The sequence below is a fragment of the Pseudomonas sp. C9-3 genome, from assembly GCF_032392015.1.
Taxonomy (GTDB): Bacteria; Pseudomonadota; Gammaproteobacteria; order Pseudomonadales; family Pseudomonadaceae; genus Pseudomonas; species Pseudomonas nitroreducens.
Window position 1 is genome coordinate 4,296,192 of record NZ_CP135919.1, and the last position, 22,715, is coordinate 4,318,906.

Below are 22,715 nucleotides of genomic sequence, written 5' to 3' on the forward strand. Positions count from 1 at the left end.
GTCGCGCCCCTTTTTTTTTCCCACAGACGGAGGGCTCGCCCACCCATGCTGGTTTCGCTTCAGGCACTGCGGGCACTGGCCGCCTGGCTGGTGGTGTTCCATCACTTCATGCAGGTGTTCTTCGATTTCCGCGCCGACAGCCTCGGCGGCAGATTGCTCTCCACCCGTGGCCAGGTCGGCGTCGACATCTTCTTCGTCCTCAGCGGCTTCGTGATCCACCTTTCCAGCGCCGGCCGACCGATGTCGCCGGTGACCTTCCTGGTCCAGCGCCTGGCCCGCGTCGCCCCGGCCTACTGGCTATACACGGCGATCACCGCGTTGATCATCTATGCCTTCGCCGACGTGATGCCGGTCTACGGCGTCGGCGGCAAGTCGCTGCTGCTGTCCATGCTGTTCATCCCCAGCGAGAACCCCGGCGGCTTCGGCAAGTATCCGGTGCTACCGGTGGGCTGGACGTTGAACTTCGAGATGCTCTTCTACGGCCTGTTCGCCCTCTCCTTCCTGGTTGCCGAACGCTGGCGTCCCTGGCTGGTGACCGCACTGGTGCTGCTGGTGGCGCAGGTACTGGCGCGCGAGCCATGGGTCAGCAACTTCTACCGCAACCCGATCATCTTCGAGTTCCTCCTCGGCCTGGGCCTCGCGGCGCTGTACCGGCGCGGCTGGCTGGACTGGCCGCGACCGCTGGCGCTGGCGACAGCCGCGATGGCAGTGGCGACCATCGCGCTGTTCCCTGCCGACCATCCCTGGCGCCTGCTGACCTGGGGCCTGCCCGCCGCCGCGCTGCTCGCCGCCTGCGTGGCGCTGGAACCGCTGTTCGAGCGCAACCGGGTGCTGCATGCGCTGGGCGACTGGTCCTATTCGGTCTACCTGCTGCACGTGATCGTGCTCTGGCTGGCCGCGTACTGGCTGCATGAACGGCTGGGCCTGACGCCCTACCAGACGCTGGGCATCAGCGTGCCAGCCATCCTGTTGCTGTCCTGGCTGAGCTACGAATGGGTTGAGCGGAAGATGGCCCGCCAGGTGCGCACGGCCTATGCGCGCCTGGCCGAGCCGCTGGCCGCCAGGCGCACTCAGACCGGATCGCTGTAGACCAGGCGGTTGCGCCCCTCGGCCTTGCCGCGATACAGGCGACGGTCGGTGCAGCGGTACAGTTCGTCCGCATCCAGCCCGTCGCCCGGCCATTCGGCGAGGCCGAAGGTGGCGGAGATCGGGATACGCTGGCCGTGGTACATCAGCGGCGCCTCGTCGATATCCCGGCGCAGGGACTCCACCAGCGGCTTGGCGTCGAAGCGGTCGGTGAAGGGCAGCAACAGGCCGAATTCCTCGCCGCCCAGCCGGCCGATCAGGTCGGTGGCGCGCAGGCGGTGGCGCAGGCGGTGGCGCAGGCGGTGGCGCAGGCGATTGCACAGGTGCTGCAGGGCCTTGTCGCCGGCATCGTGGCCCCACTGGTCGTTGATGTTCTTGAAATGGTCGACGTCCAGCACCACCAACACAAGCCGCGTCTCGTAGCGCGCAGCCTCCTGGATGCAACGGCGCAACGTGCGCTGAAAACTCTCGCGGCTGGCCACCCCAGTCAGCGCGTCGGTCAGCGCCAGGTTCCGCAGCTGCTTGTAGGCGGCCGCACGCCGCTCCTCGTACACGTGCATGAAGGCGATCACTAGGACGCCACAAAAGATGCCATTGCCGATGTCGATCAACCCCGGGGCATCCAGGCGCAGGTGATTGGCGTGCAGGTACATGACCGTGGCGATCAGCATGAACGGCACGGCAAGCAGGAAGCCGCGCCACTTGCCCAGCAGCAGGTAAGCCATCACGGGCATCAGGTAGACCCAGACAAAGGCCGATGCCGAAGCGTTGGGCATGACGATGATGTAGAGGATGAAGCAGAAGGTCGGCAGCAGGTAGGCGATGATCCAGGGCACCAGGCGCGTTACCCGCTTGAGCCGCTGCGTGGCCCACAGCAGCAGGCCGCAGGTGGCCAGTTCGGCACCGGCCAGCCAGTAGTTGCCGGCGAAGAACTGGAGAATCGAGAACAATCCCAGCGTCGCGCCGGTACAGGTAAAGATCAACCGCATCAGCAGACGATGGTCTGCCTCCTCCAGGCCGGTCGGTCCGGCGCTGGACTCGAACAGATGGTCAGGATCGCTGTTGCGGTGCATCGCCCTGCTCCTTGGCTCAACCGCCCGGCGGGTCGGCCTCGATGGCGGCGGCCGAGCGCTCCAGCCCGGCTCACGTTTGCTGAAGACTACTCCAAATTCCTACAGCGCGTTGCCAAGCCGACGGAAACCAGCCGGATGGGCTAGCCTAGGCTGCATTGTCCATGGAGGAAATCTATGCGTTCGATTCTTGCCGTCCTGTCCGTGCTCGCGCTTTCCGGTTGTGCCTCGTACCAGAACGACGAGGTCCATCCCGTCCCCACCGACCGCCTGCTGGCCTACCAGCAACCCGGCAAGGACAGCGTCAAGGTCGACGTCACCCGCGACGTCGGCTATCTCGGTGGAGGCTGCTACGTTGCCATCACCATCGACCACGAAATAGCCGCGCGCATCGGCAAGGGCGAGTCGGCCAGCTTCCACGTGCCGGCGGGCAAGCACGTGGTCGGCATCATCGGCGACAAGGATGGCGAAGGCCTGTGCAGCAAGGCCATGCTGCGCCGCGAACTGCTGGTGCCGCTCGAGCCGGGCGGCAACAACGCCTTCCGCATCGTCAGCGACAACCGCACCGGTTTCGACATCAAGCCCGCCGTCGAATAACCGCCTGGCGCGCCTCAGCCGTTCAGACGGGCAACGAGGCGCGCCTGCAGCTTCTCCAGTTCAGCCGCCTCGGCCTTGTTCGCCGCGTGGATGCCCAGGCCCTCGCCGGCATAGCGCGGGACGATGTGCACGTGGATGTGGAACACCGTCTGCCCGGCGGGCGCGCCGTTGAACTGGGCGACCTGCACACCATCGGGATTGAGCTCTTCGACGATCACGCCGGTCAGGCGCTGCACCACCCGCATCACCTTGGCCAAGGCGTCAGGGTCGACTTCGAGGATGTTGCGCGCCGGCGAATTCTTCGGAATCACCAGCGCATGGCCGTAGGACTGCGGGAACAGGTCGAGGAAGGCGAGCACGTCGTCGTCCTCGTACAGCTTGTAGCAGGGGGCTTCGCCGCGAATGATCTGGGCGAAGATGTTCTGCGGGTCGTAGGTGCCGTGCAGGCTCATGGTGGGTTCCTTCTCCGTTGACTATGGGGCCGCACCTTACCTTTTTGTCGCGCACGGGTCATGACCGGCTGCTTCCGGAGGTCTATCCTCAGGCCTTCCGCTGCTTTTCCCAGTGACCTGACCGGAGTATGCATGTCAGACCTTTCCGCGTTCCCCATCACCCGCAAATGGCCCGCCGAACACCCTGACCGCCTGCAGCTGTACTCGCTGCCCACGCCCAATGGCGTAAAGGTGTCGATCATGCTGGAAGAGCTCGGCCTGCCCTACGAGCCGCACCTGGTCAGCTTCGAGCGCAACGACCAGATGAGCCCGGAATTCCTTTCGCTGAACCCGAACAACAAGATTCCGGCGATCCTCGACCCCAACGGGCCGGACGGCCAACCGCTGGCGCTGTTCGAGTCCGGCGCGATCCTGGTCTACCTCGCCGACAAGACCGACTCGCTGATCGCCCCCGGTGCCAGCGGTCGCTACGAGACGCTGCAGTGGCTGATGTTCCAGATGGGCGGGATTGGCCCGATGTTCGGCCAGATCGGCTTCTTCAACAAATTCGCCGGCAAGGACTACGAGGACAAGCGCCCGCTGCAGCGCTACGTCGACGAAGCCAAGCGCCTGCTGGCCGTGCTCGACCAGCGCCTGGAAGGCCGCGACTGGATCATGGGCGAGCGCTACACCATCGCCGACATCGCCACCTTCCCGTGGATCCGCAACCTGGTCGGTTTCTACGAGGCGGGTGATCTGGTCGGTTTCGAGAACTTCCAGAACGTGAAGCGCGTGCTGGAGCGTTTCCTGGCGCGGCCTGCGGTGCAGCGCGGGCTGAACATTCCGAAACGGGATTAACGGTTCACTTCCTGTAGGAGCGAGCTTGCTCGCGAACCATTTCCCGACACTTCTAAAGCTGGGCGGGTTCGCGAGCAAGTTCGCTCCTACAAAAAGCCTGAGCGTCAGGGCTCGACCTGGCTCCACTGCTTCGACAAGCGCTTGTCCGACACCGGAATCTTCGTTCCCAGCTGCTGGGCGAACAGCGAGACGCGGTATTCCTCCAGCATCCAGCGATAGAGCACCAGCTCCGGGTCGCGCTTGCCTTCCTGGGCGTGCTTGGCCAGGCGCGCCGAGTACTGCTCCCAGTAGCCGGCCATCTCACCGCTCCACACGCGGTCGCGCTGGACCTGACCGGCGACCTTGTCCAGACGCTGTTCCACAGCCTTCAGATAGCGCGGGATTTCCTTCAGCCATTCCAGCGGCGTGTCACGCACGAAGCCGGGGTAGACCAGCCTGGCCAGTTGCCCCTTCACATCGTTGAGCGGCACCGTCATGGCCAGATCGACCTTACCCTTGAAGCGCTTCTGCAAGCCATGCCAGAGCTTGAGGATTTCCAGGGTCAGGCGAGCGATGCGCTCGGCGTGTTCGGTCCAGGCGCCGCGCTTCTTCTCGGCCAGTGACGCGAGCCCGGCGCCATCGCGCGGCAGGTTGGCTTCACCGTCGAGAATGGCGCTGTCCAGGCTGGCCAGCAGGATGTCTTCCACCAGCGACTCGACGCGGCCCAGCTCGCGGTAGAGCAGGCCCATGTCGGTCTGCCCCGGCAGCTTGCTGCGCAGGAACTTGGCCGGCTCGGCGAGCTGTTGCAGGAGCAGCCGCTGCAGGGCGCGGCGGTGCTGGTAGTCGGCCTCGGCCTGGGTCGGGAAGCGGTTTTCCTTGACCACGCCGGCCTCTTCCACCAGCGCCGGATAGACCGTCATCGACAGCCCGGCGACCTTCTGCTGGACCTTTTCCGCCACCCCGGCGAAGCCCTTGGCTTCCACCGGTTTCTGCGGCTTGTCGGCCTGCGGAATCGCCAACGCAGCCTGGCTGGCCTCGGCGAAACGCGCGGTGAGCTCCGCCAGATCGCGACCTTCGCCAAGGAACTTGCCACGGGCGTCGACCACTTCGATGTTCATGCGCAGGTGGCTTTCCACCTGGGTCTCGGCTTCCGCCCAGGCCTCTTCCGGCACGCGGCTGCCGGTCATGCGCTGCAGCTCGCGGCCGAGGGATTCGGACAGAGCGCCCTCGGCGAAGACCATCTTGCCCAGCGCCGCCCGGACGAAGTCCGGCACCGGCACGAAGTTCTTGCGGATGGCCTTGGGCAGGCTGCGCACCAGCTCGATGCACTTGGCTTCCAGCAGGCCCGGCACCAGCCATTCGAGGCGTTCGGCAGGCAGTTGCGGCAACAGTGGCGCCGGCACGCGCAGGGTCACGCCGTCACGCACGTGGCCCGGTTCGAAATGGTAGGTGAGCGGCAACTGCAACTCACCCAGCTGCAGGCGATCCGGGTAAAGACCGGCAGTGACTTCACTGGCATCGCGGGCGAGGACATCTTCCTCGCGCATGATCAGCAGGTCCGGTTTTGCCTTGTGCTCGCGCTCGTACCATTTCTCGAAGCTGGCAGACTGGTAGATATCCGCCGGCAGTCGTTCGTCGTAGTAGGCGAACAGGGTTTCCTCGTCGGCGAGGATGTCGCGCCGGCGCGCCTTGGCTTCCAGCTCGTCGAGCTTCTCCAGCAACTGGCGGTTGGCCGACAGGCACTTGGCGCGGCTGTTGATCTCGCCGCGCACCAGCGCCTCGCGGATGAACATCTCGCGGGACACCGGCGCATCGATCGGGCCGTAGTGCACGGCGCGGCGGCCGATGATGATCAGGCCGTACAGGGTGACCTGCTCGTAGGCCACCACCTGGCCGCGGCGCTTCTCCCAGTGCGGTTCCAGGTAGTTCTTCTTCACCAGGTGCCCGGCCAGCGGTTCCAGCCAGTCCGGCTCGATTTTCGCGACCATGCGGGCGAACAGCTTGGTGGTCTCCACCAGCTCGGCGGCCATGATCCACTGCGGCTTCTTGCGGCCGATGACGCTGGAGGGATGAATCCAGAAGCGCCGCTGGCGCGCGCCGAGGTAATCGCCCTCCTCCGCCTTCTGGCCGATCTGGCTGAGCAGGCCGGAGAGGATCGCCTTGTGCACGGCGGCATAGTCGATGTCGCGGGCCTTCGGCTCATCCGCCTTGGCGACCGGCTGGCGGCCACGGTTGTCGTGCGGCTTGGCCTGCTCGCGGACGGGTTCGCTCTTGCGCGGGGCACCGTCAGACTTCGAGCCGAAAGGCAGCTGCAATTCGCGGCAGATCAGCGTCAGCTGGCGGTGCGCATCGCGCCACTCGCGCAGGCGCAGGTAGTTCAGGAAATTCTTCCGGCACCAGTTGCGCAACGGGTTGGAGCCCAGCGCCTGGCGCTGCTCCTCGAAGCCGCGCCAGAGGTTGATCAGGGCGGCGAAGTCCGAGTCCGGGTCCTTCCACTGTGCGTGGGCCTGGTCGGCGGCCTGCTGGCGATCCATCGGCCGCTCGCGCGGGTCCTGCACCGACAGCGCGCTGGCCACGGTGAGGACTTCCGGCAGGCTGCCCAGTTGTGCGGCCTCCAGCAGCATGCGGCCCAGGCGCGGATCGATGGGCAGGCGCGCGAGCTGGCGGCCCAGCGGCGTGAGCTGGCCCTCGCGGTTCACTGCCGAGAGCTCCTGCAGCAGAGTGAAGCCGTCGTTGATCGCCTTGCCATCCGGCGGCTCGATGAAGGGGAAGGCCTCGATGTCGCCCAAGCGCAGATGGAGCATCTGCAGGATCACCGCCGCGAGGTTGGTGCGCAGGATTTCCGGATCGGTGAAGGCCGGGCGGCCGTTGAAGTCTTCCTCGCTGTACAGGCGCACGCAGATGCCCGGCTCGACCCGGCCGCAACGGCCCTTGCGCTGGTTGGCGCTGGCCTGCGAGACGGCTTCGATGGGCAAGCGCTGGACCTTGGCGCGGTAGCTGTAGCGGCTGATGCGCGCGGTGCCGCTGTCGATCACGTAGCGGATGCCCGGCACGGTCAGCGAGGTCTCGGCGACGTTGGTGGCGAGCACGATCTTGCGCCCCGGCATGGGCGCGAAAATCTTCTGCTGCTCGGCCGGCGTCAGGCGCGCATACAGCGGTAACACCTCGGTATGGCGCAGGTTGGCCTTGCGCAGCATGTCGGCGGCGTCGCGGATCTCGCGCTCGCCGGGGAGGAACACCAGCACATCGCCGGGGCGCTTGCCGATCTCGCGTTCGTGGGCGGCGATCTCGTCCAGCGCACGAAGGATGCCCTGGTCCACGGACAGGTCGTCGAACAGTGCCTCGCCGTCCTCGTCCACTTCCGCGGCGAGCGGTCGGTACCAGGTGTCCACCGGGTAAGTGCGGCCCGAGACCTCGACGATGGGTGCATCGCCGAAATGCTTGGAGAAGCGTTCGAGGTCGATGGTCGCCGAGGTGATGATCAGCTTCAGGTCGGGACGGCGCGGCAGCAGCGTCTTCAGGAAGCCGAGCAGGAAGTCGATGTTCAGGCTGCGTTCGTGGGCTTCGTCGACGATAATCGTGTCGTAGCGTTCCAGGTAGCGGTCGTGCTGGGTCTCGGCCAGCAGGATGCCGTCGGTCATCAGCTTGATCAGCGTGCTTTCGTCGCTCTGGTCCTCGAAGCGCACCTGGTAGCCGACCAGCGAGCCCAGTGGCGTGCCGATTTCCTCGGCGACGCGGGTCGCCACGCTGCGCGCGGCCAGCCGGCGCGGCTGGGTGTGGCCGATCAGGCCGTGGGTGCCGCGGCCCAGCTCCAGGCAGATTTTCGGCAGCTGGGTAGTCTTGCCCGAACCAGTTTCGCCGGCGATCACCACCACCTGGCTCTTTTCCAGCGCGGCCTTGATCTCGTCGCGCTTGGCGGCGATGGGCAGGCTGTCGTCGTAGCGAATCTTCGGAATGCTCGCACGGCGCGCCTCGACCTTGGCGCAGGAGGCCTGGAAACGCTCGGCCCACTGGGCGAGCTTGGCGTCGTCCGGGTGCTTGCGCAGTTCGTGGAGCTGCCGGCGCAGGCGATGGCGGTCGCGGATCAGCGCATGGTCCATGCGCTGCAGGAGCTGTTCGGGAGTCGGCGTGGTTTCTGGGGTCATCGGCTTCGCTGGCGTATGCGCGGGAAGCGGCGCAGCGCAAACGAGCGAGGCCGGTCCCGGAAAGTGGGCTGTCATGGCGACAATCCGTGGATTGTCGCAGAGGACCGGCAAGGGCCGCCACGCCGAATGCGTTGCGGCCCGTATTGGCGGGGCGTCGCGCCCCGCCGGAAGTCAGGCCTGCTGGTGCTCGCGCAGTTTGGCCAGGGCGATGGCCAGTGCCGCGCCGCCGAGGGTCTTGATCAGCGTGGGATGCTGGGCATAGAAGTTGCCGATGCTTTCGACTACGCCGGGGTTGGCCTTTTCCGCCTGGGCAGCCATCACCTCCACCTCCGACGCGCTCAACTGTCCGGCCTGGTCCGGCGTCAGCTGCGTCGCGCCTGGCTGCAGCACCTTGCCCAGGCCGCCGCTCATCATCTGGGCGAGCAGTGCCGGGCCAGCGGCAGCCAGCAACTGATTCAGCATGCCCGCACGCTGCACATCGCTGGACTGGCCGAACAACTGGCTCACCGTGTTGGCGAAAGGCGGCGTCTGATCGGAATGGAACATGGCGGTGAGGCTCTGCCCCAGTGCACCGGCGGGCGCATTTTCAAGGTGCTCGTCCAGATTGCCACCGACGGCACCAACCACTTGCTGCAACAACGAATCCATCAAACTCATGGCGAATTTCCTCAGCTCTTTTTGGCGAACAGCAAGTGGTAGAGGACGAGCAGGGCAACGGCGCCGATGACCGCGCCAATGAAGCCCGTGGACTCGCCGGGTTGGTAGAAGTGCAAGGCCTGCCCCGCGAAGGTCGCCAGCAGCGCGCCAGCAATACCCAGGGCGGCGGTGATGAAGAGCCCCAGGGAATTGCTCCCAGGCGCCAACCACCGCGCTACAAGCCCCGCAACGAAGCCGATACAGATTGTCCAGATGAGGTGCATGGCGCTAGAACTCCGTGACAGTGGAAACGCCGGCCGAGGCTACGAGCGGCAGTGCCATGGAGATATCGGTGATTTCCGAAAGTACCGCGGGGAATGTTGACTCTCTCCAACGCGGAGGCGCCGGTGGAGGGTCCTTGAGGGGGACAGGCTTGCGATCGGCCGGGCAGCCGGTTGTTCGGGCTGCCACTGAATGCGCTACCGGCTTGGCACGCTCAGCGGAACGCAAGCTCCCTTCCATGGGCGCTTCCGATTCGCAACCACTGCGACGCCGCCAACGCGCGGCTCCGCTCAGATGCGGAACTGCCCCACGAGCTGGCGCAGGCGCTCGCCCAGGCCGTTCAGCTCAGTCGCCGTACGCGCGCCCTTGGCTGCGTCGTCCGCCACGCTTTCCACGCCGCCGGCGATCTGGTGCACGCTGCGGTTGATCTCCTCGGCCACCGCGGTCTGCTCCTCGGCGGCGCTGGCGATCTGCGCGTTCATCGAGTTGATGGTGCCGATCAGTTGGGCGATGGCATCCAGCGACTGGCCAGCCTGGTTGGCCTGGCCACGGGTGCGCTCGGCCATGTCGCTGGCGCGCTGCATGGCGCTCACCGAGCCCTCCGTGGTGCCGCGCAGGCGGTCGATCATCTGCTGGATTTCCCCGGTGCTCTGCTGGGTGCGGCTGGCCAGGGCGCGAACTTCGTCGGCGACCACGGCAAAGCCACGCCCGGCCTCACCGGCGCGGGCCGCTTCGATGGCGGCGTTGAGCGCCAGCAAGTTGGTCTGTTCGGCGATGGAGCGGATCACTTCGAGCACACCAACGATGCCCTGCACGTCCTGGCGCAAGGTGTCGAGGGAGTCGCTGCTGCTGCGCACCTCGCCGGCCAGGTCGTTGATCTGCGCCACGCAGAGGTCCACCTCGCGCTTGGCGGCCTGGCCCTCGCGGTCGGTCTGCTGCGCCGCATCGGCGGCCTGCTGTGCGCTGCGCGCAACTTCCTGGGCAGCCGCGGTCATCTCGTTGATGGCGGTGGCAACCTGGTCGGTCTCGTGACGCTGGCCGTCCATCGCGCGCTCGGAGCGCTGCGCCTGCTGGGCCACATCACCCACCAGACCCGACAGCTGGTTCGTGGTGCCAGCGACCTGTTGCACCAGTACATGGATCTTCTCGACGAAACGATTGAACGAGCCGGCCAGTTCGCCCAGTTCGTCATGGCGGCCAAGGTTCAGGCGATGAGTCAGGTTGCCGTCGCCGGCGGCCATGTCGTCGAGGTTATCGCGCACCTGGACGATGGGCTGGACGATGGTGCGGCTGAACAGCCCGGCGAGCAGGCCGATCACCACCAGCAGCGCCAGCGCGGCGCCGCCCATGAGCAGCAGCAGGTTGTCGATCTTGGCGTCGAAGGTGGCACCGGCCTGCTTCACTTCGCGCTCGACGTCGTCGAGGTTGAGCGAAGTACCGAACACCAGGTTCCACTTGGGCAGGTAATGCGCGTAGCCGATCTTCGGCACGATGGTATTGCCGCCCGGCAGGGTGAAGCTGTAGCGCACGTAGTGCTGGCCGCTCTGCCCCGCCGCTACCAGTTCGCGGATGGCGTAGACGCCATTGGGGTCGCGGTAACCGCTGAAGTCTTCGCCCAGGCGCTCGTCGCTGGTGCCCTGGAAGACGCGGATGGAGCGGGTGTCGTAACCCCAGAAGTAGCCGCCCTTGCCGTATTCGAGGCGCTTGAGGATCGCAATTCCCTGCGCGCGCGCCTGGGCATCGCCGTCAGCGGCGGCCTGGTAAACCGGGCCGACGGCCGCCAGGGCGACGTCGACGAAGTTCTTCAGCTGCGCTTCGCGGTCCTGGGTGAGGTTCTCGCGAATCTGCGCTTCCTGCTGCGTCGCCAACTGCTTCAGTGCGACGGTGGCGATGGCGCACAACAGCAGAGTGAGGATCAGGATCGGCACGATGGCCAGGAGCAGGACCTTGGCGCGCAAACGGAGGGCAGTATTCAAGGCGTTCACCTCAGGCGGATAAGGGACATGGCTTCCTTGCCCCATCAAAAAACCCGCCTTGCGGCGGGTTTCTTGTTTATCGGCTCAAGCCTTGAGTTTCTTGAGCTCTTCGTCGCGCAATTCGCGACGCAGGATCTTGCCGACGTTGGTGGTCGGCAGGCTGTCGCGGAATTCCACGGACTTGGGACGCTTGTAGCCGGTGAGGTTGTCGTGCATGTGCTGCATGACCTGCTCCTTGGTCAGCGTGACGCCCGGCTTGGACACCACGAAGACCTTGATCGCCTCGCCGGATTTCTCGTCCGGGATACCGATGGCGGCGCACTGCAGCACGCCCGGCAGGGTGGCGAGCACGTCTTCCAGCTCGTTGGGGTACACGTTGAAACCCGACACCAGGATCATGTCCTTCTTGCGGTCGACGATACGCATGTAGCCGTCTTCCTGGATGATCGCGATGTCGCCGGTACGCAGCCAGCCATCCTTGTCGAGGATCTCGTCGGTGGCTTCCTGGCGCTGCCAGTAGCCCTTCATCACCTGCGGGCCCTTGACGCACAGTTCGCCACGCTCGCCCAGCGGCAGGTCCTGGCCATCATCGCTGATGACCTTGCACTGGGTCGACGGAACCGGGATGCCGATGGTGCCGATCTGGATGTTCTGGAACGGGTTCACCGACACCACCGGGCTGGTCTCGGTCATACCGTAGCCTTCGCAGATGGCGCAGCCGGTGACGTCCTTCCAGCGCTCGGCAGCGGCCTGTTGCAGGGCCATGCCGCCGGAGAGGGTCAGCTTCAGCGCGGAGAAGTCCAGCTTGCGGAAGCCTTCGTTGTTGCACAGGCCGACGAACAGGGTGTTCAGGCCGACGAAGCCGGTGAACTTCCACTGCGACAGCTCCTTGACCATGCTGGCCAGGTCGCGCGGGTTGGTCACCAGGATGTTGTGGTTGCCGGTAAGCATCATCGCCATGCAATGGAAGGTGAAGGCGTAGATGTGGTACAGCGGCAGCGGGGTGATGAGGATCTCGCAACCTTCATTGAGGTTGGCGCCCATCAGTGCCTTGCACTGCAGCATGTTGGCGACCAGGTTGCGGTGGGTCAGCATCGCGCCCTTGGCCACGCCGGTGGTGCCACCGGTGTACTGCAGCACGGCAACGTCGTCGTTGTGCGGCGAGACTTCCTTCACCGCCTTGCCACGGCCCTTGGCCAGGACGTCGGTGAGCTTCTGCGCGTTGGGGATGTTGTAGGCCGGCACCATCTTCTTGATGTTGCGAACCACGAAATTGACGATGAAGCGCTTGAGCGGCGGCAGCATGTCACCCACTTCGGTGACGATGACATTGCGGATGCCGGTCTTGGGCAGCACTTCCTCGGCCAGATGGGCCATGTTCGCCAGGCACACCAGCGCCTTGGCGCCGGAGTCGTTGAACTGGTGCTCCATTTCCCGCGCGGTGTACAGCGGGTTGGTGTTGACCACGACCAGGCCCGCGCGCATGGCGCCGAAGACCACGACCGGATACTGGAGCACGTTGGGCAGTTGCACGGCGATGCGGTCGCCGGGCTTGAGATCGGTGTTCTGTTGCAGGTAGGCGGCGAAGTCCCCGGAGAGCTTGTACATCTCGCCGTAGGTCAGGGTCTTGCCCAGGTTGCTGAAGGCAGGCTTGTCTGCAAAACGTTGGCAGGATTCTTTGAGTACCGCGAGGATGTTCGGGTACTGGTCAGCGTTGATCTCGGCAGCGATCCCCACTGGGTATTTGTCCTTCCAGAAATTGTCGGTCATGGAAGCCCACTCCTAAGCAACAGCTCATCTTTACCGCGTGCGCGGTTCTTTGTTGTGTTTATGTCGCTTTCCCCCGGCTCGGGGAGCGAAAAGCGGGCCGAGATTATCAGCTTTGGGAAACAGCGACCAGCACCAAACACAGCCTTGTCCGTAAGAAAAATGACCGAAGACAGGCTTTCCGGTCACCAACCACCCTTTCGTCGGAAAAGCCCGTCCCAGAAGGCTCGCAGCCTTGTTGGATTGTCTGACAAAGTAGATTTCAGGGAAATGAAACCGGAAAAAAGAACGGTGACGAGAGCTCAGCCACCCTATGCCTGGAAGGCTGGAACAGCCGTTGCGGATCGGATGGTTTTTCGCGAATTCGTACGCCGGAAGTGATTTGCGGCCACCTGCTGCTGTGAACTAGGTCTCACTCGGGGCGCCCTTGCTGCGCAGTCTTCAGTGATCTACCTCAACACCGGCCCCTTGCGGTTCCCGCAAAGTGCTTTTGCACTCTCCTGGAGAACCCTCATGTTTCCCGAATACCGCGAAAAAATTACCCGCCTCAAGGCCGAAGACCCGCACTTTGCAAAGCTCTTCCATAGCCACAACGATCTCGACCAGGAGATCAAGAACATGGAAGCCGGCATCACCCCTGCATCGCACGACACCATCGAGTCGCTGAAGAAGCAGAAGCTGCAGCTCAAGGACGATCTCTACGAGATTCTGCGCAAGAAGGACGGCTGCTGTGGCGGCTGTGGTGGTTGACTAGCACTGGCCGACAACCAGCCATAAAAAAGGGGGCTGATCCTGGATCAGCCCCCTTTTTCATTCACGCCCGTCTCAGGCGGTTTCGCGCAGCTCGCGGCGCAGGATCTTGCCCACCGGGGTCATCGGCAGGGCGTCCTTGAGCACGATGTGCTTGGGCACCTTGTAGCCGGTGAAGTTTTCCTTGCAGTAGGCCTTGAGCTCCTCGACGGTCACACCGCCTTCGCGGGCGACGACGAACAGCTTCACCGCCTCGCCGGATTTCTCGTCCGGCACGCCGACCGCCGCGCAATTGGCGACTTTCGGGTGGGCCATGACCACGTCCTCGATCTCGTTGGGGTAGACGTTGAAGCCGGAGACGATGATCAGGTCCTTCTTGCGGTCGACGATGCGGGTGAAGCCGTCCGGGTCGATCACGGCGATGTCGCCAGTGCGCAGCCAGCCGTCGGCGTCCAGCACCTCGGCGGTGGCCTCTTCGCGCTGCCAGTAGCCTTTCATCACCTGCGGGCCCTTCACGCACAGCTCGCCACGCTGGCCCAGGCCGAGGTCGTTGCCGTCGTCGTCGATCACCTTCAGCGCGGTGCCCGGCACCGGGATGCCGACGGTGCCCAGGCGGGCCTGGTCGCCATAGGGGTTGGTGCTGACCACCGGGGAGGTCTCGGTGAGGCCGTAGCCTTCGACCACGGTGCAACCGGTCATGGCCTTCCAGCGCTCGGCGGTGGCGGTAACCAGCGCAGTGCCGCCGGAGTTGGTGACCTTCAGGTTGGAGAAGTCCAGCTCCTTGAATTCGGGGCGGTCCATCAGGGCGACGAACAGGGTGTTCAGGCCCAGCAGCGCGGAGAAGCGCCACTTCTTCAGTTCCTTGATGAAGCCGGGGATGTCGCGCGGGTTGCTGATCAGCACGTTGTGGTTGCCGTTGACCATCATGCACATGCAGTTCGCGGTGAAGGCGTAGATGTGGTACAGCGGCAGCGGCGCGATCATCACCTCGTTGCCGACCTGCATCAGCGGCTTGCCGTCCGGCCCGTGCTGCTGCAGACAGGCATGCACCTGCTGCATGTTCGCCACCAGGTTGCCGTGGGTGAGCATGGCGCCCTTGGCCACGCCGGTGGTACCGCCGGTGTACTGCAGCACCGCGATGTCTTCCAGGCCGACCTTGACCGGTTGCAGGCCATGGCCGCGGCCCTGGCGCAAGGCCGATTTGAAGGAGACGGCCTGGGGCAGGTTGTACTCCGGCACCATCTTCTTCACGTGCTTGACCACGGTGTTGACCAGCAGGCCCTTGAGCGTCGGCTGCAGGTCGCCCATCTGCGCTTCGATCAGGTACTCGATGCCCGTGTCGGGCAGCACTTCCTGCACCAGCTTGCCGAACAGGTTCACGTAGACCAGCGCGCGGGCGCCGGAATCCTTGAACTGGTGGCGCATCTCGCGGGCGGTGTAGAGCGGGTTGGTGTTGACCACGATGAGGCCGGCGCGCAGGGCGCCGAACACGGCGATGGGGTATTGCAGGATGTTCGGCATCTGCACGGCGATACGGTCGCCGGGCTTGAGGTCTGTGTGCTTCTGCAGGTACGCGCCGAAGGCGGCGGACAGGCGATCCAGCTCGGCGTAGGTCAGGGTCACGCCCATGTTGCTGAAGGCCGGGCGGTCGGCGAACTTCTTGCAGGAGCGTTCGAAGACTTCCACCACCGACTTGTAGGCGGTCAGGTCAATGTCGCTGGGCACGCCGGCCGGGCGTTTGTCGTTCCAGAAATCAGGTTGCATTTATTCTTGTCCTCGTACCTGAACGAAACCGAACCGTCATTGCGGTCATTCGACGGAAGCTAGCAGTTCCTTTGGTCATCGCAAAGACTCCAGGCGGCGTCATAGACTGCGTGAATCTTGCTCCACCATCCCGGCACGGCGCGGGATAGAGCCGGCGGCCGCCTGGGACGGGACTTGCACGACAATGGCCGGGAGCTATCGGCAATCCATACAGAAGATGTCCCGGCGTGGCAGAATCGCCCCGTCTGGCCCGCTCCATGGCCCCATTCCAATAAGAATCGACGAACAAGAAGCAGGATGGACCCCATGCCCTACGCCGCCTACTGGCTCGCCGCCAGCGACGAGACACCGCTCTACACCCGCCACTGGGCGCCGGAAGGCCCGTCCCGCGGGGCCCTGATGCTGTCCCACGGCATGGCCGAGCATGCCGGCCGCTACGAGCGCCTGGCCCTGGCGCTGAACGCCGCCGGCTATCACCTCTATGCCATCGACCAGCGCGGCCACGGCCGCACCGCCGAGAACGGCGAGCTGGGCCATTACGCCGACCGCGGCGGCTGGGGCAAGGTGATCGGCGACCTGCACACGCTCAACCAGCATGTGCGCGAGGAACACCCGGACCTGCCGATCATCCTGCTAGGCCACAGCATGGGCAGCTACATTGGCAGCGCCTACCTGCTGCAGCACAGTGCCAGCGTGAATGCGGCGGTGCTGTCCGGCTCCAATTACCAGCCGGTCGCACTGTACAAAAGCGCTCGCGCCATCGCCCGCTTCGAGCGCTGGCGCCAGGGCCCGCTGGGGCAAAGCGCGCTGATCGACTTCCTGTCCTTCGGCTCGTTCAACAAGGCCTTCAAGCCAAACCGTACGGCCTTCGACTGGCTCAGCCGCGACCCCGTCGAAGTCGACAAGTATGTCGCCGACCCGCTCTGCGGCTTCCGCTGCAGCAACCAGCTGTGGGTGGATCTGCTCGGCGGCCTGGCGGATATAACACCCGTGGAGCATCTGTCGCGCATCCGCAACGACCTGCCCGTGCTGGTGATCGGCGGCGAACGCGACCCGGTCAGCCAGGGCAAGCGCCTGCGCGATCTCGCCCAGGCGATGACCCACGCCGGGGTTCGCGACGTCCAACTGAAGATTTATCCCGACGCTCGCCACGAGTTGTTCAACGAGAGCAACCGCGACGAGGTCATCCACAACCTGATCGACTGGCTGGGCGTGCAGTGCCCGGTCCCGCAGGTCGAGAAATCCGAGGAGCCCCTATGACTTCCGTGCAGAACGTCCCCTATGAAGAACTCGAAGTCGGCCAGAAGGCCAACTTCAAGCGCAGCGTCGGCGAGCGCGACATCCAGCTGTTCGCCGAGGTCTCCGGCGACCGCAACCCGGTGCACCTGGACGCCGAATACGCCGCCACCACCCAGTTCAAGGAGCGCATCGCCCACGGCATGCTCACCGGCGCGCTGATCAGCGCGGCGATCGCCACCACCCTGCCCGGCCCGGGCACCATCTACCTCGGCCAGAACCTGACCTTCACCCGCCCGGTGAAGCTCGGTGACGAACTGACGGTGGAACTGGAAGTGCTGGAAAAGCTGCCGAAGAACCGCGTGCGCATCGGCACCGTGGTACTCAACCAGGACGGCAAGGCCGTGGTGAAAGGCGAGGCCGAAGTGATGGCGCCGACCGAGAAACTCGACATCGAACTGCCCGCCCTGCCGCCGATCACCATCGGCTGATGCAAATTCCGGGGCCGGCCATCCGGCCCCGGAAACTTGTATACAGTTTCCCCCTCGACTACCCTGCCCCCGTCACCTCACATCCATCCGGGATAACCGAAGGCTTCGTGCCCGAAACCCCTCACCGGGAATCGGAGCCGCCATGGACCTTCGACTGCTATTGCTGTCCCTTTGCACCTTCGCCGCGGGCCTCGCCGAGGCCATCCTCACCGGCATCCTGCCCTCTCTCGCCGACGACCTGCACGTCTCCCTCAGCCTCGCCGGCCAGCTCACCAGCCTGTTTTCCCTGAGTTTCGCCATCGCCGCCCCCTTGCTCGGCTGGCTGACCCGTGGCGCCGATTGCCGGCGGCTGTTGTTCATCACCCTGCTGGTATTTGCCGCGTTCAATGCTGGCGCCGCGCTGAGTCCCGGCTACGTCTCGCTGCTGCTGATGCGCATCGGCATGGCCGCGTGCTGTGGGTTGCTGATCATGCAGGCCAGCCTGCTGGCGGTGGAGCTGGCGCCGCCGGGCCAGCGCGGGCGCGCCATTGGCCTGATCTTCATGGGCATCAGCGGCTCGCTGGTGTTCGGCGTACCAGCCGGCGTACTGGTCAACGACTGGTTCGGCTGGCGCTGGATCTTCGCCGCCATCGCCCTTTACTCGCTGCCGCTGGCCGCCCTGCTGCTGCTCGCCCTGCCCCGCCGCACGCTGGAGAGCCCGGCCAATGGCACGGCATACAGGCGCCAGCTGGGCAGGCCGGCGCTGAACCTCGCGCAACTGGTGTCGATTCTTCTGTTGGGCGGTCACTTCACCCTGTTCGCCTACATTACGCCGTGGTTCCAGCAGGTCGCCGGGATCACTGACAGCCAGAGCATTGCGCTGACCCTGTTACTGATCGGCCTTGCGGCCATCGGTGGCGGTTATCTGGGTGGCTGGCTGAGCGACCGGCTCGGCCAGCGCCGCGCGCTGATCGTGGTGCCGGTGCTGTTCGCCCTGGCGATGACGGCAATCCCGCTAAGCCTCGGGCATCCGTGGCTGTTGCTCGGGGCACTGATGGTCTGGAGCACTATCAGCTGGATGATTTCGCCAGCGGTGCAGAGCTACCTGCTGGCCAGCGACCCGGCCAGCGGCAGCGCCGGCGTGGCGCTGAATACCTCGGCCATGCACCTGGGCGTTGCCCTCGGCGCGGCGCTGGGCGGCGCGGTGATCAGCCTGGCCGGCATCGCCTGGACGCCCTGGGTCGGCGTCAGCCTGGTGGCCGCGTCGGTGCTGTGCGCGACGCTTTCCTGCTGGTTCGGGCGCGAACCGCAGGCGCTGGGGCTCAGCGCTCCTTCACGGTGACGCTGGCGGTCATCCCGGCACTCAGGTGTACGCCTTCGGGCACCTTGTCCAGGCGGATGCGCACCGGGATGCGCTGGGCCAGGCGCACCCAGTTGAAGGTCGGCTCGACGTTGGCCAGCAATTGGCTGTCGGGAATCGCGTTGCGGTCGGTGATGCCACTGCTGATGCTTTCCACGGTGCCGTCGATGGCGATGTCGCCGCTCATCAGCACCACCTGCGCCGGCTGGCCGACACCGATGCCGGGCAGCTTGGTTTCTTCGAAGTAGGCGGTGACGTAGAAGGATTTCTGATCCACCAGCGCCATCACCGGCTGGCCGGCCTGGGCGTAGTTGCCCTGGGCCAGGCGCAGGTTGGTGACCTGGTCATCACGCGGGGCGCGCATCTCGCTGCGGGTCAGGTTGAGCTGCGCCAGCCGCACCTGGGCCTGGGCCTCGTCGAACTCGCTCTTGGCGATGGCGGCGTTGATCTGCGCGGTTTCCTTGTCCTCGGCACTGATGGCAGCGATGCCCAGCTTGTTGCGCCGCGAGGCTTCGCTCAGGCGCAGGCGATATTGCTGCTGGCGCGTCTCGGCCACGGCCTTGGCCTGCTCCAGATTGGCGGCGTAGCGCTCGTGGTCGATGCGCATGATCAGGTCGCCGGCCTTGACCTGCTGGTTGTCCTGCACGGCGAGGTCGGTGACCCAGCCGGAAACGTCCGGGGCGATCACCACTACATCCGCGCGCACCCGCGCATCGCGGGTCCAGGGCGAGAGCATGTAGTAGCGCCATAGCCAGGTGCCGGCCATGACGGCGCCAATGACCAGGACGATGGTGACAGCTACGCGAAGGTATCCGCGCATACAGCTTCTCCTCTCAAGGCGCCGTACTCAGCACCCAGGTAATGGCACAAAGAATCAGCACGAACAACGCGCAGTCGAACAGCGCCTCGTGCCAGATCCAACGCCCGAAGGGGGTGGCCTGCAACAGCAGGCGCAACAGCGCAGTCAGGCCCAGGGCCATCAGTGCATAGATGAACAGCGGGCTGATGTAGACGCCGCCCCAGCCGATCTCATGCAGTCCCATTGGCGTCCTCCAGACGGCACCACTGGCGCCAGGTATGACGCAATTGGGCGAGCGCCGCACGGGCCAGGCGGTTGGGTTCGTTGTCGCCTTCAAGATCGTGAGCCAGGGCCTCCTCCAGCGGCGGGCAAAGGCTTTCCAGGCGCTGCTCGCGCCCCGCACCCGGGCCCTTTTCCAGCACACTGCCCAGGGCGCCGAAGAACTGATCGCGACGCTTGCGCAATTGCCCCTGGGCACCGTTGAGACAAGCGCGCATGTGGATCAGCTCATTGCCCAGGTCCAGCGCCAGCAAGCCATCCTGCCAGCGCTTCTGCTCTTCCCTGGGCAACAGGGTGTAGTGCCGCGCCAGGCGGATCAGACGGTCGGCCATGCGCCCGCCGAACCAGTTCTCGGCTTCCGCCAGCGGCCGCCGGGTCAGGCGCCCGAGGTCCTCGCAGGTGGCCTGGATCAAGCGGCGATTGAGCCAGTCCGCCGGCAAGGTCAGCAGGCGGAACACCAGCACCGCAAAGCCCACGCCGATGACGATGCCCTGGGCGGAATTGAGCAGGTTGGCCAGGTCGTACTTCATCACGTTGCTCGGCGCCACCAGGGTGATGAAGTGGATCGAAAAGGATGTCGCCGTGCCCGCCAGCGCCGGCGTGGCCATGCCCAGCAAAGCGAAGAACAGCGGCACGCCCAGTGCCAGGCAGAGCAGCGGAAAGCCGTTCCACTGCGGCAACAGCCACTGGCTGACGACGGCCGCCGCGGGGATCGCGTAAAGGATGCCGCGCAGGAAGCCCAGGCCGATGGTGACGGCGTTGTCGCGGTTGGCGAACAGGCTGCAGATCACCGCCGCCAGCAGCATGCCACCGGTCGCCGCCGGCCAGGCCGTGGCCATCCAGAATGCCGACATGCCCAGCAGCGCCAGCGCACTGCGCAAGCCGTAGAACAGCGCCATCAGCCCGTCGCGGTGCCAGGACAGGGTGCCGGTTGCAACGTCGTCGACCCGACCGTCGGCCACCGCACGCATGGTCATTTCCGAGTTCAGCGCCTTGAGCAGCAGCAAGGAGCAGCGAGTCAGGCAGTAACGCAGGTCGTTGGAGTAGTTTTCATCCAGCCCGGCCTCCTGCAGGCGTTCCTGCAGCGAGCGCATGGTGTCGACCTGCGGGTTTTCCAGGGTGGCACGCAACTCCTCGAACCAGGGTTGCAGCCGCGCACGGTCCTCGGCGTCCAGCACGCTGCGCTGCCGGGCCACGCCCCGTGCGGTGCGCAGCAGGCTGAGCAGGTCGCGGGAAAGAATCCGCAGCGCACGCGAACGCATCCGCCCGCGGTAGCCTTCGAACCAGGCATGGTCGCGTTGCACATCGACCTCGACGATCTTGCCCAGTGCCTGCAGCAGGCCCTTGATCTGCCGCGCGTCCGCATCGATCTCGCTACGCGCGGCCTGCATGCCGGTGAGCCAGGTAGCGTGGGCCTGCTTGTCCAGGTTGGCCTCGACGCGGCGCGGCCAGAGGATGGCGCTGATCGCCGAGGCGCAGAGGATCCCCAGGCAGATTTCCGTGCTGCGCGCCACCGCCTGGTCGAACACTTCCAGGGGATGGCTGATCGCCGGCAGGCAGATGATCGCCACGGTGTAGCCCGACAGCACGAAGGCATAGGACACATGGTTGCGCAGGCTGGTGGAGGCGGCAGTGCAGAGCCCGAGCCAGAGCGAGATGGCCAGCAGGAACAGCCAGGGCGTCTGCGCGAACAATGCCATCATCACCACCGACATGGCGGTGCCGACCAGGGTACCGATCAGGCGGAACAACCCTTTGGCCACCACCATGCCCGACAGCGGCTGGGAGACGATGAACACGGTCATCAGCGCCCACTGCGGCTGTTCAAGGTCGAAGCGGAAGGCGCACCAGAGCGCCAGGCCACCGGCCAGGAGGGTCTTGATCGCGAATTTCAGCGCCAGCGTATCCGGCGCGAGGAATGCCTGCAGCGTAGGTCGCACGCGGTCTCTCGAAAGGGTCCGGGTCTATCGCTTAAAGATAGCCGGCAAAGAGGATGACGGAATCGTTGCTGATCATATTATTAGCAAGCTAACAATATATCATCCCGACTTTCGTCGAGGCAAAAAAACGGGCGACCTAAGTCGCCCGAAGTGCCTTGCGTGCTCTGTGTATCTGTAAGGATCAGCTCTTCTTGTGGCTGTCCTTCCAGATGAAAATTCCGACCCCACCGAAGAAAACAACCATCAGTCCGACGGTAAGGATGCCTGCTAGAACCACTTCGTCGATGAACATGATGCTGGCCTCCTGTTGCCTCACATCGTCTGGGGATGTGTGCAGATTACCGGCGGCCGGGCGGGGCCAATTGACCTGGATCAATGGTCGACAAGGCGCTTTCCGGGGAGGCCCGGAGCACTGACGCAGGTCAAGATTCGGAGGGGACAGGGTGCGGCGGGAAGCCGCGCAGGGCGGGGGTTTGCGGGTAAAGCGGGGGATTGGTGGCGACGAAACTCAGCGCTTCTTCGGCTTGCTCTTGCCCTTTTTGCGCGACTTGCCCAGCGGCAGCGCCTGCTCGAAGGCCTTGCGTACATCCTGCAGGCGCTTTTCGTGCACGTCGTGAATGCGCTTGTCGCGCTCGGCGGTGAAATCGATCAGCTTGTCGTCGTTGCTCATGGCAGGGCATGCACCAGGCGGAAAGTCAGATTCAGGCGCGGCGCGACCGGACGGCGCGTCTTGGCGACCTGATGTTGCCAATAATGCTGTGTCGCGCCGGACATGACCAGCAGCGAACCGTCGGACAGTGCGATGGAATGTTCGATTGTGTTTCGTCCCTTGCGCCGCAGGTCGAAGCGCCGCGTGCCTCCCAGGTTCAACGAGGCCACCACTGGATTACGCCCGAGTTCGGGCTCGTCGTCGCTGTGCCAGCCCATGGAATCCTGGCCGTCGCGGTAGTAGTTGAGCAGCACACCATTGAAGCGCTGCCCGGCCGCCGCCTCCACCGCGGCACGAATCTCCGCCAGTAGCGGCGTCCAGGGAAGCGGCGCATGAGTCAGGCCGGAGTAGGTATAGAAGGCATCGGGATCGCCGTACCAATTGACCAGGCGCGGCACCGGGTAGTCGCGGCCGTGCAGATGGACGAGCGGTTGCTCCCAGGGCGTCTCGGCCAGCAACTGCGCCAGCCAGCGGGCAGCACGCGGCGGCGGGCACCAGTCGGGGGTCAGGCGCAGCTCTGCATCGGGCAGCAGGATGGGGGCGTCGTCGAACAGCATGGAAGGCTCGGGGATTCAGCAATG

Annotated in this window: 21 protein-coding genes and 1 pseudogene; 7 read left to right on the forward strand and 15 right to left on the reverse strand. The window is 65.2% G+C overall.

Going from position 1 to position 22,715, the window contains the following annotated elements; all coding sequences use genetic code 11:
- The first annotated feature begins 45 nt into the window (after nucleotides 1–45).
- The gene (locus RS899_RS19705; RefSeq protein WP_054907428.1) at nucleotides 46–1,089 is read left to right on the forward strand and encodes an acyltransferase family protein; all 1,044 of its coding nucleotides are present in this window, start codon (nucleotides 46–48) and stop codon (nucleotides 1,087–1,089) included.
- On the opposite strand, the gene RS899_RS19710 is transcribed toward RS899_RS19705, so the two are convergent.
- Nucleotides 1,071–2,159: a diguanylate cyclase gene (locus tag RS899_RS19710; protein ID WP_315807888.1), complete on the reverse strand. Its 1,089-nt coding sequence runs from the start codon at nucleotides 2,157–2,159 to the stop codon at nucleotides 1,071–1,073. The genes RS899_RS19705 and RS899_RS19710 overlap by 19 nt on opposite strands.
- A gap of 174 nt (nucleotides 2,160–2,333) precedes the next feature.
- Between RS899_RS19710 and RS899_RS19715 the strand changes: the two genes are divergently transcribed.
- Entirely contained in the window at nucleotides 2,334–2,753 is a 420-nt protein-coding gene (locus tag RS899_RS19715; protein WP_054907426.1) for a hypothetical protein, read from the forward strand.
- A 14-nt stretch (nucleotides 2,754–2,767) separates the two neighbouring features.
- Here the strand turns inward: RS899_RS19715 and RS899_RS19720 are convergent, their stop codons facing one another.
- On the reverse strand, nucleotides 2,768–3,205 hold the full coding sequence (locus RS899_RS19720; RefSeq protein ID WP_065085771.1) for an HIT family protein: 438 nt from the start codon (nucleotides 3,203–3,205) through the stop codon (nucleotides 2,768–2,770).
- A gap of 132 nt (nucleotides 3,206–3,337) precedes the next feature.
- Between RS899_RS19720 and RS899_RS19725 the strand changes: the two genes are divergently transcribed.
- A complete protein-coding gene (locus RS899_RS19725; protein ID WP_315807889.1) occupies nucleotides 3,338–4,042 on the forward strand; it encodes a glutathione binding-like protein in 705 nt (234 codons plus the stop codon).
- A 104-nt stretch (nucleotides 4,043–4,146) separates the two neighbouring features.
- Here the strand turns inward: RS899_RS19725 and hrpA are convergent, their stop codons facing one another.
- The 6 genes and pseudogenes from hrpA to fadD1 all read right to left on the reverse strand — a co-directional run bounded on the left by hrpA (nucleotide 4,147) and on the right by fadD1 (nucleotide 12,830).
- Nucleotides 4,147–8,166: an ATP-dependent RNA helicase HrpA gene (gene hrpA / locus RS899_RS19730; RefSeq protein ID WP_315807890.1), complete on the reverse strand. Its 4,020-nt coding sequence runs from the start codon at nucleotides 8,164–8,166 to the stop codon at nucleotides 4,147–4,149.
- 171 nt (nucleotides 8,167–8,337) lie between these two features.
- A complete protein-coding gene (locus tag RS899_RS19735) occupies nucleotides 8,338–8,823 on the reverse strand; it encodes a hypothetical protein (protein WP_315807891.1) in 486 nt (161 codons plus the stop codon).
- 11 nt (nucleotides 8,824–8,834) lie between these two features.
- Nucleotides 8,835–9,086: a GlsB/YeaQ/YmgE family stress response membrane protein gene (locus RS899_RS19740; protein ID WP_054907421.1), complete on the reverse strand. Its 252-nt coding sequence runs from the start codon at nucleotides 9,084–9,086 to the stop codon at nucleotides 8,835–8,837.
- A gap of 288 nt (nucleotides 9,087–9,374) precedes the next feature.
- Entirely contained in the window at nucleotides 9,375–10,130 is a 756-nt protein-coding gene (locus RS899_RS30885) for a methyl-accepting chemotaxis protein (protein ID WP_409978089.1), read from the reverse strand.
- Nucleotides 10,131–10,280: 150 nt separating this feature from the next.
- Nucleotides 10,281–11,105: pseudogene (locus RS899_RS30890) on the reverse strand (cache domain-containing protein); the annotation flags it as partial.
- A 39-nt stretch (nucleotides 11,106–11,144) separates the two neighbouring features.
- Nucleotides 11,145–12,830, reverse strand: coding sequence for a long-chain-fatty-acid--CoA ligase FadD1 (gene fadD1 / locus RS899_RS19750; protein ID WP_054907420.1), 1,686 nt, complete (start codon nucleotides 12,828–12,830; stop codon nucleotides 11,145–11,147).
- 510 nt (nucleotides 12,831–13,340) lie between these two features.
- Between fadD1 and RS899_RS19755 the strand changes: the two genes are divergently transcribed.
- On the forward strand, nucleotides 13,341–13,577 hold the full coding sequence (locus tag RS899_RS19755) for a YdcH family protein (protein ID WP_054907419.1): 237 nt from the start codon (nucleotides 13,341–13,343) through the stop codon (nucleotides 13,575–13,577).
- Between the two features lie 75 nt (nucleotides 13,578–13,652).
- Here RS899_RS19755 and fadD2 read toward each other — a convergent pair whose 3' ends face one another.
- Nucleotides 13,653–15,341, reverse strand: a complete 1,689-nt coding sequence (gene fadD2 / locus RS899_RS19760; protein WP_233299108.1) for a long-chain-fatty-acid--CoA ligase FadD2 — start codon at nucleotides 15,339–15,341, stop codon at nucleotides 13,653–13,655.
- 306 nt (nucleotides 15,342–15,647) lie between these two features.
- Here fadD2 and RS899_RS19765 point away from each other — a divergent pair, with 306 nt between their 5' ends.
- The 3 genes from RS899_RS19765 (at nucleotide 15,648) to RS899_RS19775 (ending at nucleotide 18,389) form a co-directional block, all read left to right on the forward strand.
- Entirely contained in the window at nucleotides 15,648–16,601 is a 954-nt protein-coding gene (locus RS899_RS19765) for an alpha/beta hydrolase (RefSeq protein ID WP_315807893.1), read from the forward strand.
- Nucleotides 16,598–17,068, forward strand: a complete 471-nt coding sequence (locus RS899_RS19770; RefSeq protein ID WP_054907416.1) for a MaoC family dehydratase — start codon at nucleotides 16,598–16,600, stop codon at nucleotides 17,066–17,068. The genes RS899_RS19765 and RS899_RS19770 overlap by 4 nt, the downstream gene beginning before the upstream one ends.
- A 142-nt stretch (nucleotides 17,069–17,210) precedes the next feature.
- Entirely contained in the window at nucleotides 17,211–18,389 is a 1,179-nt protein-coding gene (locus RS899_RS19775; RefSeq protein WP_315807894.1) for an MFS transporter, read from the forward strand.
- On the opposite strand, the gene RS899_RS19780 is transcribed toward RS899_RS19775, so the two are convergent.
- From RS899_RS19780 to RS899_RS19805, 6 genes are all read right to left on the reverse strand, one after another.
- Nucleotides 18,370–19,227 (reverse strand): HlyD family secretion protein, encoded by an 858-nt coding sequence (locus RS899_RS19780; protein ID WP_315807895.1) that lies wholly within the window; start codon nucleotides 19,225–19,227, stop codon nucleotides 18,370–18,372. The two genes, RS899_RS19775 and RS899_RS19780, sit on opposite strands and share 20 nt — an antisense overlap.
- A 13-nt stretch (nucleotides 19,228–19,240) precedes the next feature.
- A complete protein-coding gene (locus RS899_RS19785) occupies nucleotides 19,241–19,450 on the reverse strand; it encodes a DUF1656 domain-containing protein (RefSeq protein WP_054907413.1) in 210 nt (69 codons plus the stop codon).
- A complete protein-coding gene (locus RS899_RS19790; RefSeq protein WP_315807896.1) occupies nucleotides 19,437–21,425 on the reverse strand; it encodes an FUSC family protein in 1,989 nt (662 codons plus the stop codon). Before RS899_RS19790 ends, RS899_RS19785 begins: the two co-directional genes overlap by 14 nt.
- A gap of 181 nt (nucleotides 21,426–21,606) precedes the next feature.
- Nucleotides 21,607–21,717 (reverse strand): cytochrome c oxidase subunit CcoM, encoded by a 111-nt coding sequence (gene ccoM, locus RS899_RS19795; protein WP_024764625.1) that lies wholly within the window; start codon nucleotides 21,715–21,717, stop codon nucleotides 21,607–21,609.
- 216 nt (nucleotides 21,718–21,933) lie between these two features.
- Nucleotides 21,934–22,095, reverse strand: coding sequence for a hypothetical protein (locus RS899_RS19800; protein ID WP_089285726.1), 162 nt, complete (start codon nucleotides 22,093–22,095; stop codon nucleotides 21,934–21,936).
- The gene (locus RS899_RS19805) at nucleotides 22,092–22,691 is read right to left on the reverse strand and encodes an alpha-ketoglutarate-dependent dioxygenase AlkB family protein (protein WP_054907411.1); all 600 of its coding nucleotides are present in this window, start codon (nucleotides 22,689–22,691) and stop codon (nucleotides 22,092–22,094) included. Before RS899_RS19805 ends, RS899_RS19800 begins: the two co-directional genes overlap by 4 nt.
- Nucleotides 22,692–22,715: the final 24 nt, after the last annotated feature.

What these genes read in the sequence shown, in the direction of transcription:
- RS899_RS19705 (WP_054907428.1), top strand. Translation starts at nt 46, where the DNA reads ATGCTGGTTTCGCTTCAGGCACTGCGGGCACTGGCCGCCTGGCTGGTG.
- RS899_RS19710 (WP_315807888.1), bottom strand. Translation starts at nt 2,159, where the DNA reads ATGCACCGCAACAGCGATCCTGACCATCTGTTCGAGTCCAGCGCCGGA.
- RS899_RS19715 (WP_054907426.1), top strand. Translation starts at nt 2,334, where the DNA reads ATGCGTTCGATTCTTGCCGTCCTGTCCGTGCTCGCGCTTTCCGGTTGT.
- RS899_RS19720 (WP_065085771.1), bottom strand. Translation starts at nt 3,205, where the DNA reads ATGAGCCTGCACGGCACCTACGACCCGCAGAACATCTTCGCCCAGATC.
- RS899_RS19725 (WP_315807889.1), top strand. Translation starts at nt 3,338, where the DNA reads ATGTCAGACCTTTCCGCGTTCCCCATCACCCGCAAATGGCCCGCCGAA.
- hrpA (WP_315807890.1), bottom strand. Translation starts at nt 8,166, where the DNA reads ATGACCCCAGAAACCACGCCGACTCCCGAACAGCTCCTGCAGCGCATG.
- RS899_RS19735 (WP_315807891.1), bottom strand. Translation starts at nt 8,823, where the DNA reads ATGAGTTTGATGGATTCGTTGTTGCAGCAAGTGGTTGGTGCCGTCGGT.
- RS899_RS19740 (WP_054907421.1), bottom strand. Translation starts at nt 9,086, where the DNA reads ATGCACCTCATCTGGACAATCTGTATCGGCTTCGTTGCGGGGCTTGTA.
- RS899_RS30885 (WP_409978089.1), bottom strand. Translation starts at nt 10,130, where the DNA reads ATGGACGGCCAGCGTCACGAGACCGACCAGGTTGCCACCGCCATCAAC.
- fadD1 (WP_054907420.1), bottom strand. Translation starts at nt 12,830, where the DNA reads ATGACCGACAATTTCTGGAAGGACAAATACCCAGTGGGGATCGCTGCC.
- RS899_RS19755 (WP_054907419.1), top strand. Translation starts at nt 13,341, where the DNA reads ATGTTTCCCGAATACCGCGAAAAAATTACCCGCCTCAAGGCCGAAGAC.
- fadD2 (WP_233299108.1), bottom strand. Translation starts at nt 15,341, where the DNA reads ATGCAACCTGATTTCTGGAACGACAAACGCCCGGCCGGCGTGCCCAGC.
- RS899_RS19765 (WP_315807893.1), top strand. Translation starts at nt 15,648, where the DNA reads ATGCCCTACGCCGCCTACTGGCTCGCCGCCAGCGACGAGACACCGCTC.
- RS899_RS19770 (WP_054907416.1), top strand. Translation starts at nt 16,598, where the DNA reads ATGACTTCCGTGCAGAACGTCCCCTATGAAGAACTCGAAGTCGGCCAG.
- RS899_RS19775 (WP_315807894.1), top strand. Translation starts at nt 17,211, where the DNA reads ATGGACCTTCGACTGCTATTGCTGTCCCTTTGCACCTTCGCCGCGGGC.
- RS899_RS19780 (WP_315807895.1), bottom strand. Translation starts at nt 19,227, where the DNA reads ATGCGCGGATACCTTCGCGTAGCTGTCACCATCGTCCTGGTCATTGGC.
- RS899_RS19785 (WP_054907413.1), bottom strand. Translation starts at nt 19,450, where the DNA reads ATGGGACTGCATGAGATCGGCTGGGGCGGCGTCTACATCAGCCCGCTG.
- ccoM (WP_024764625.1), bottom strand. Translation starts at nt 21,717, where the DNA reads ATGTTCATCGACGAAGTGGTTCTAGCAGGCATCCTTACCGTCGGACTG.
- RS899_RS19800 (WP_089285726.1), bottom strand. Translation starts at nt 22,095, where the DNA reads ATGAGCAACGACGACAAGCTGATCGATTTCACCGCCGAGCGCGACAAG.
- RS899_RS19805 (WP_054907411.1), bottom strand. Translation starts at nt 22,691, where the DNA reads ATGCTGTTCGACGACGCCCCCATCCTGCTGCCCGATGCAGAGCTGCGC.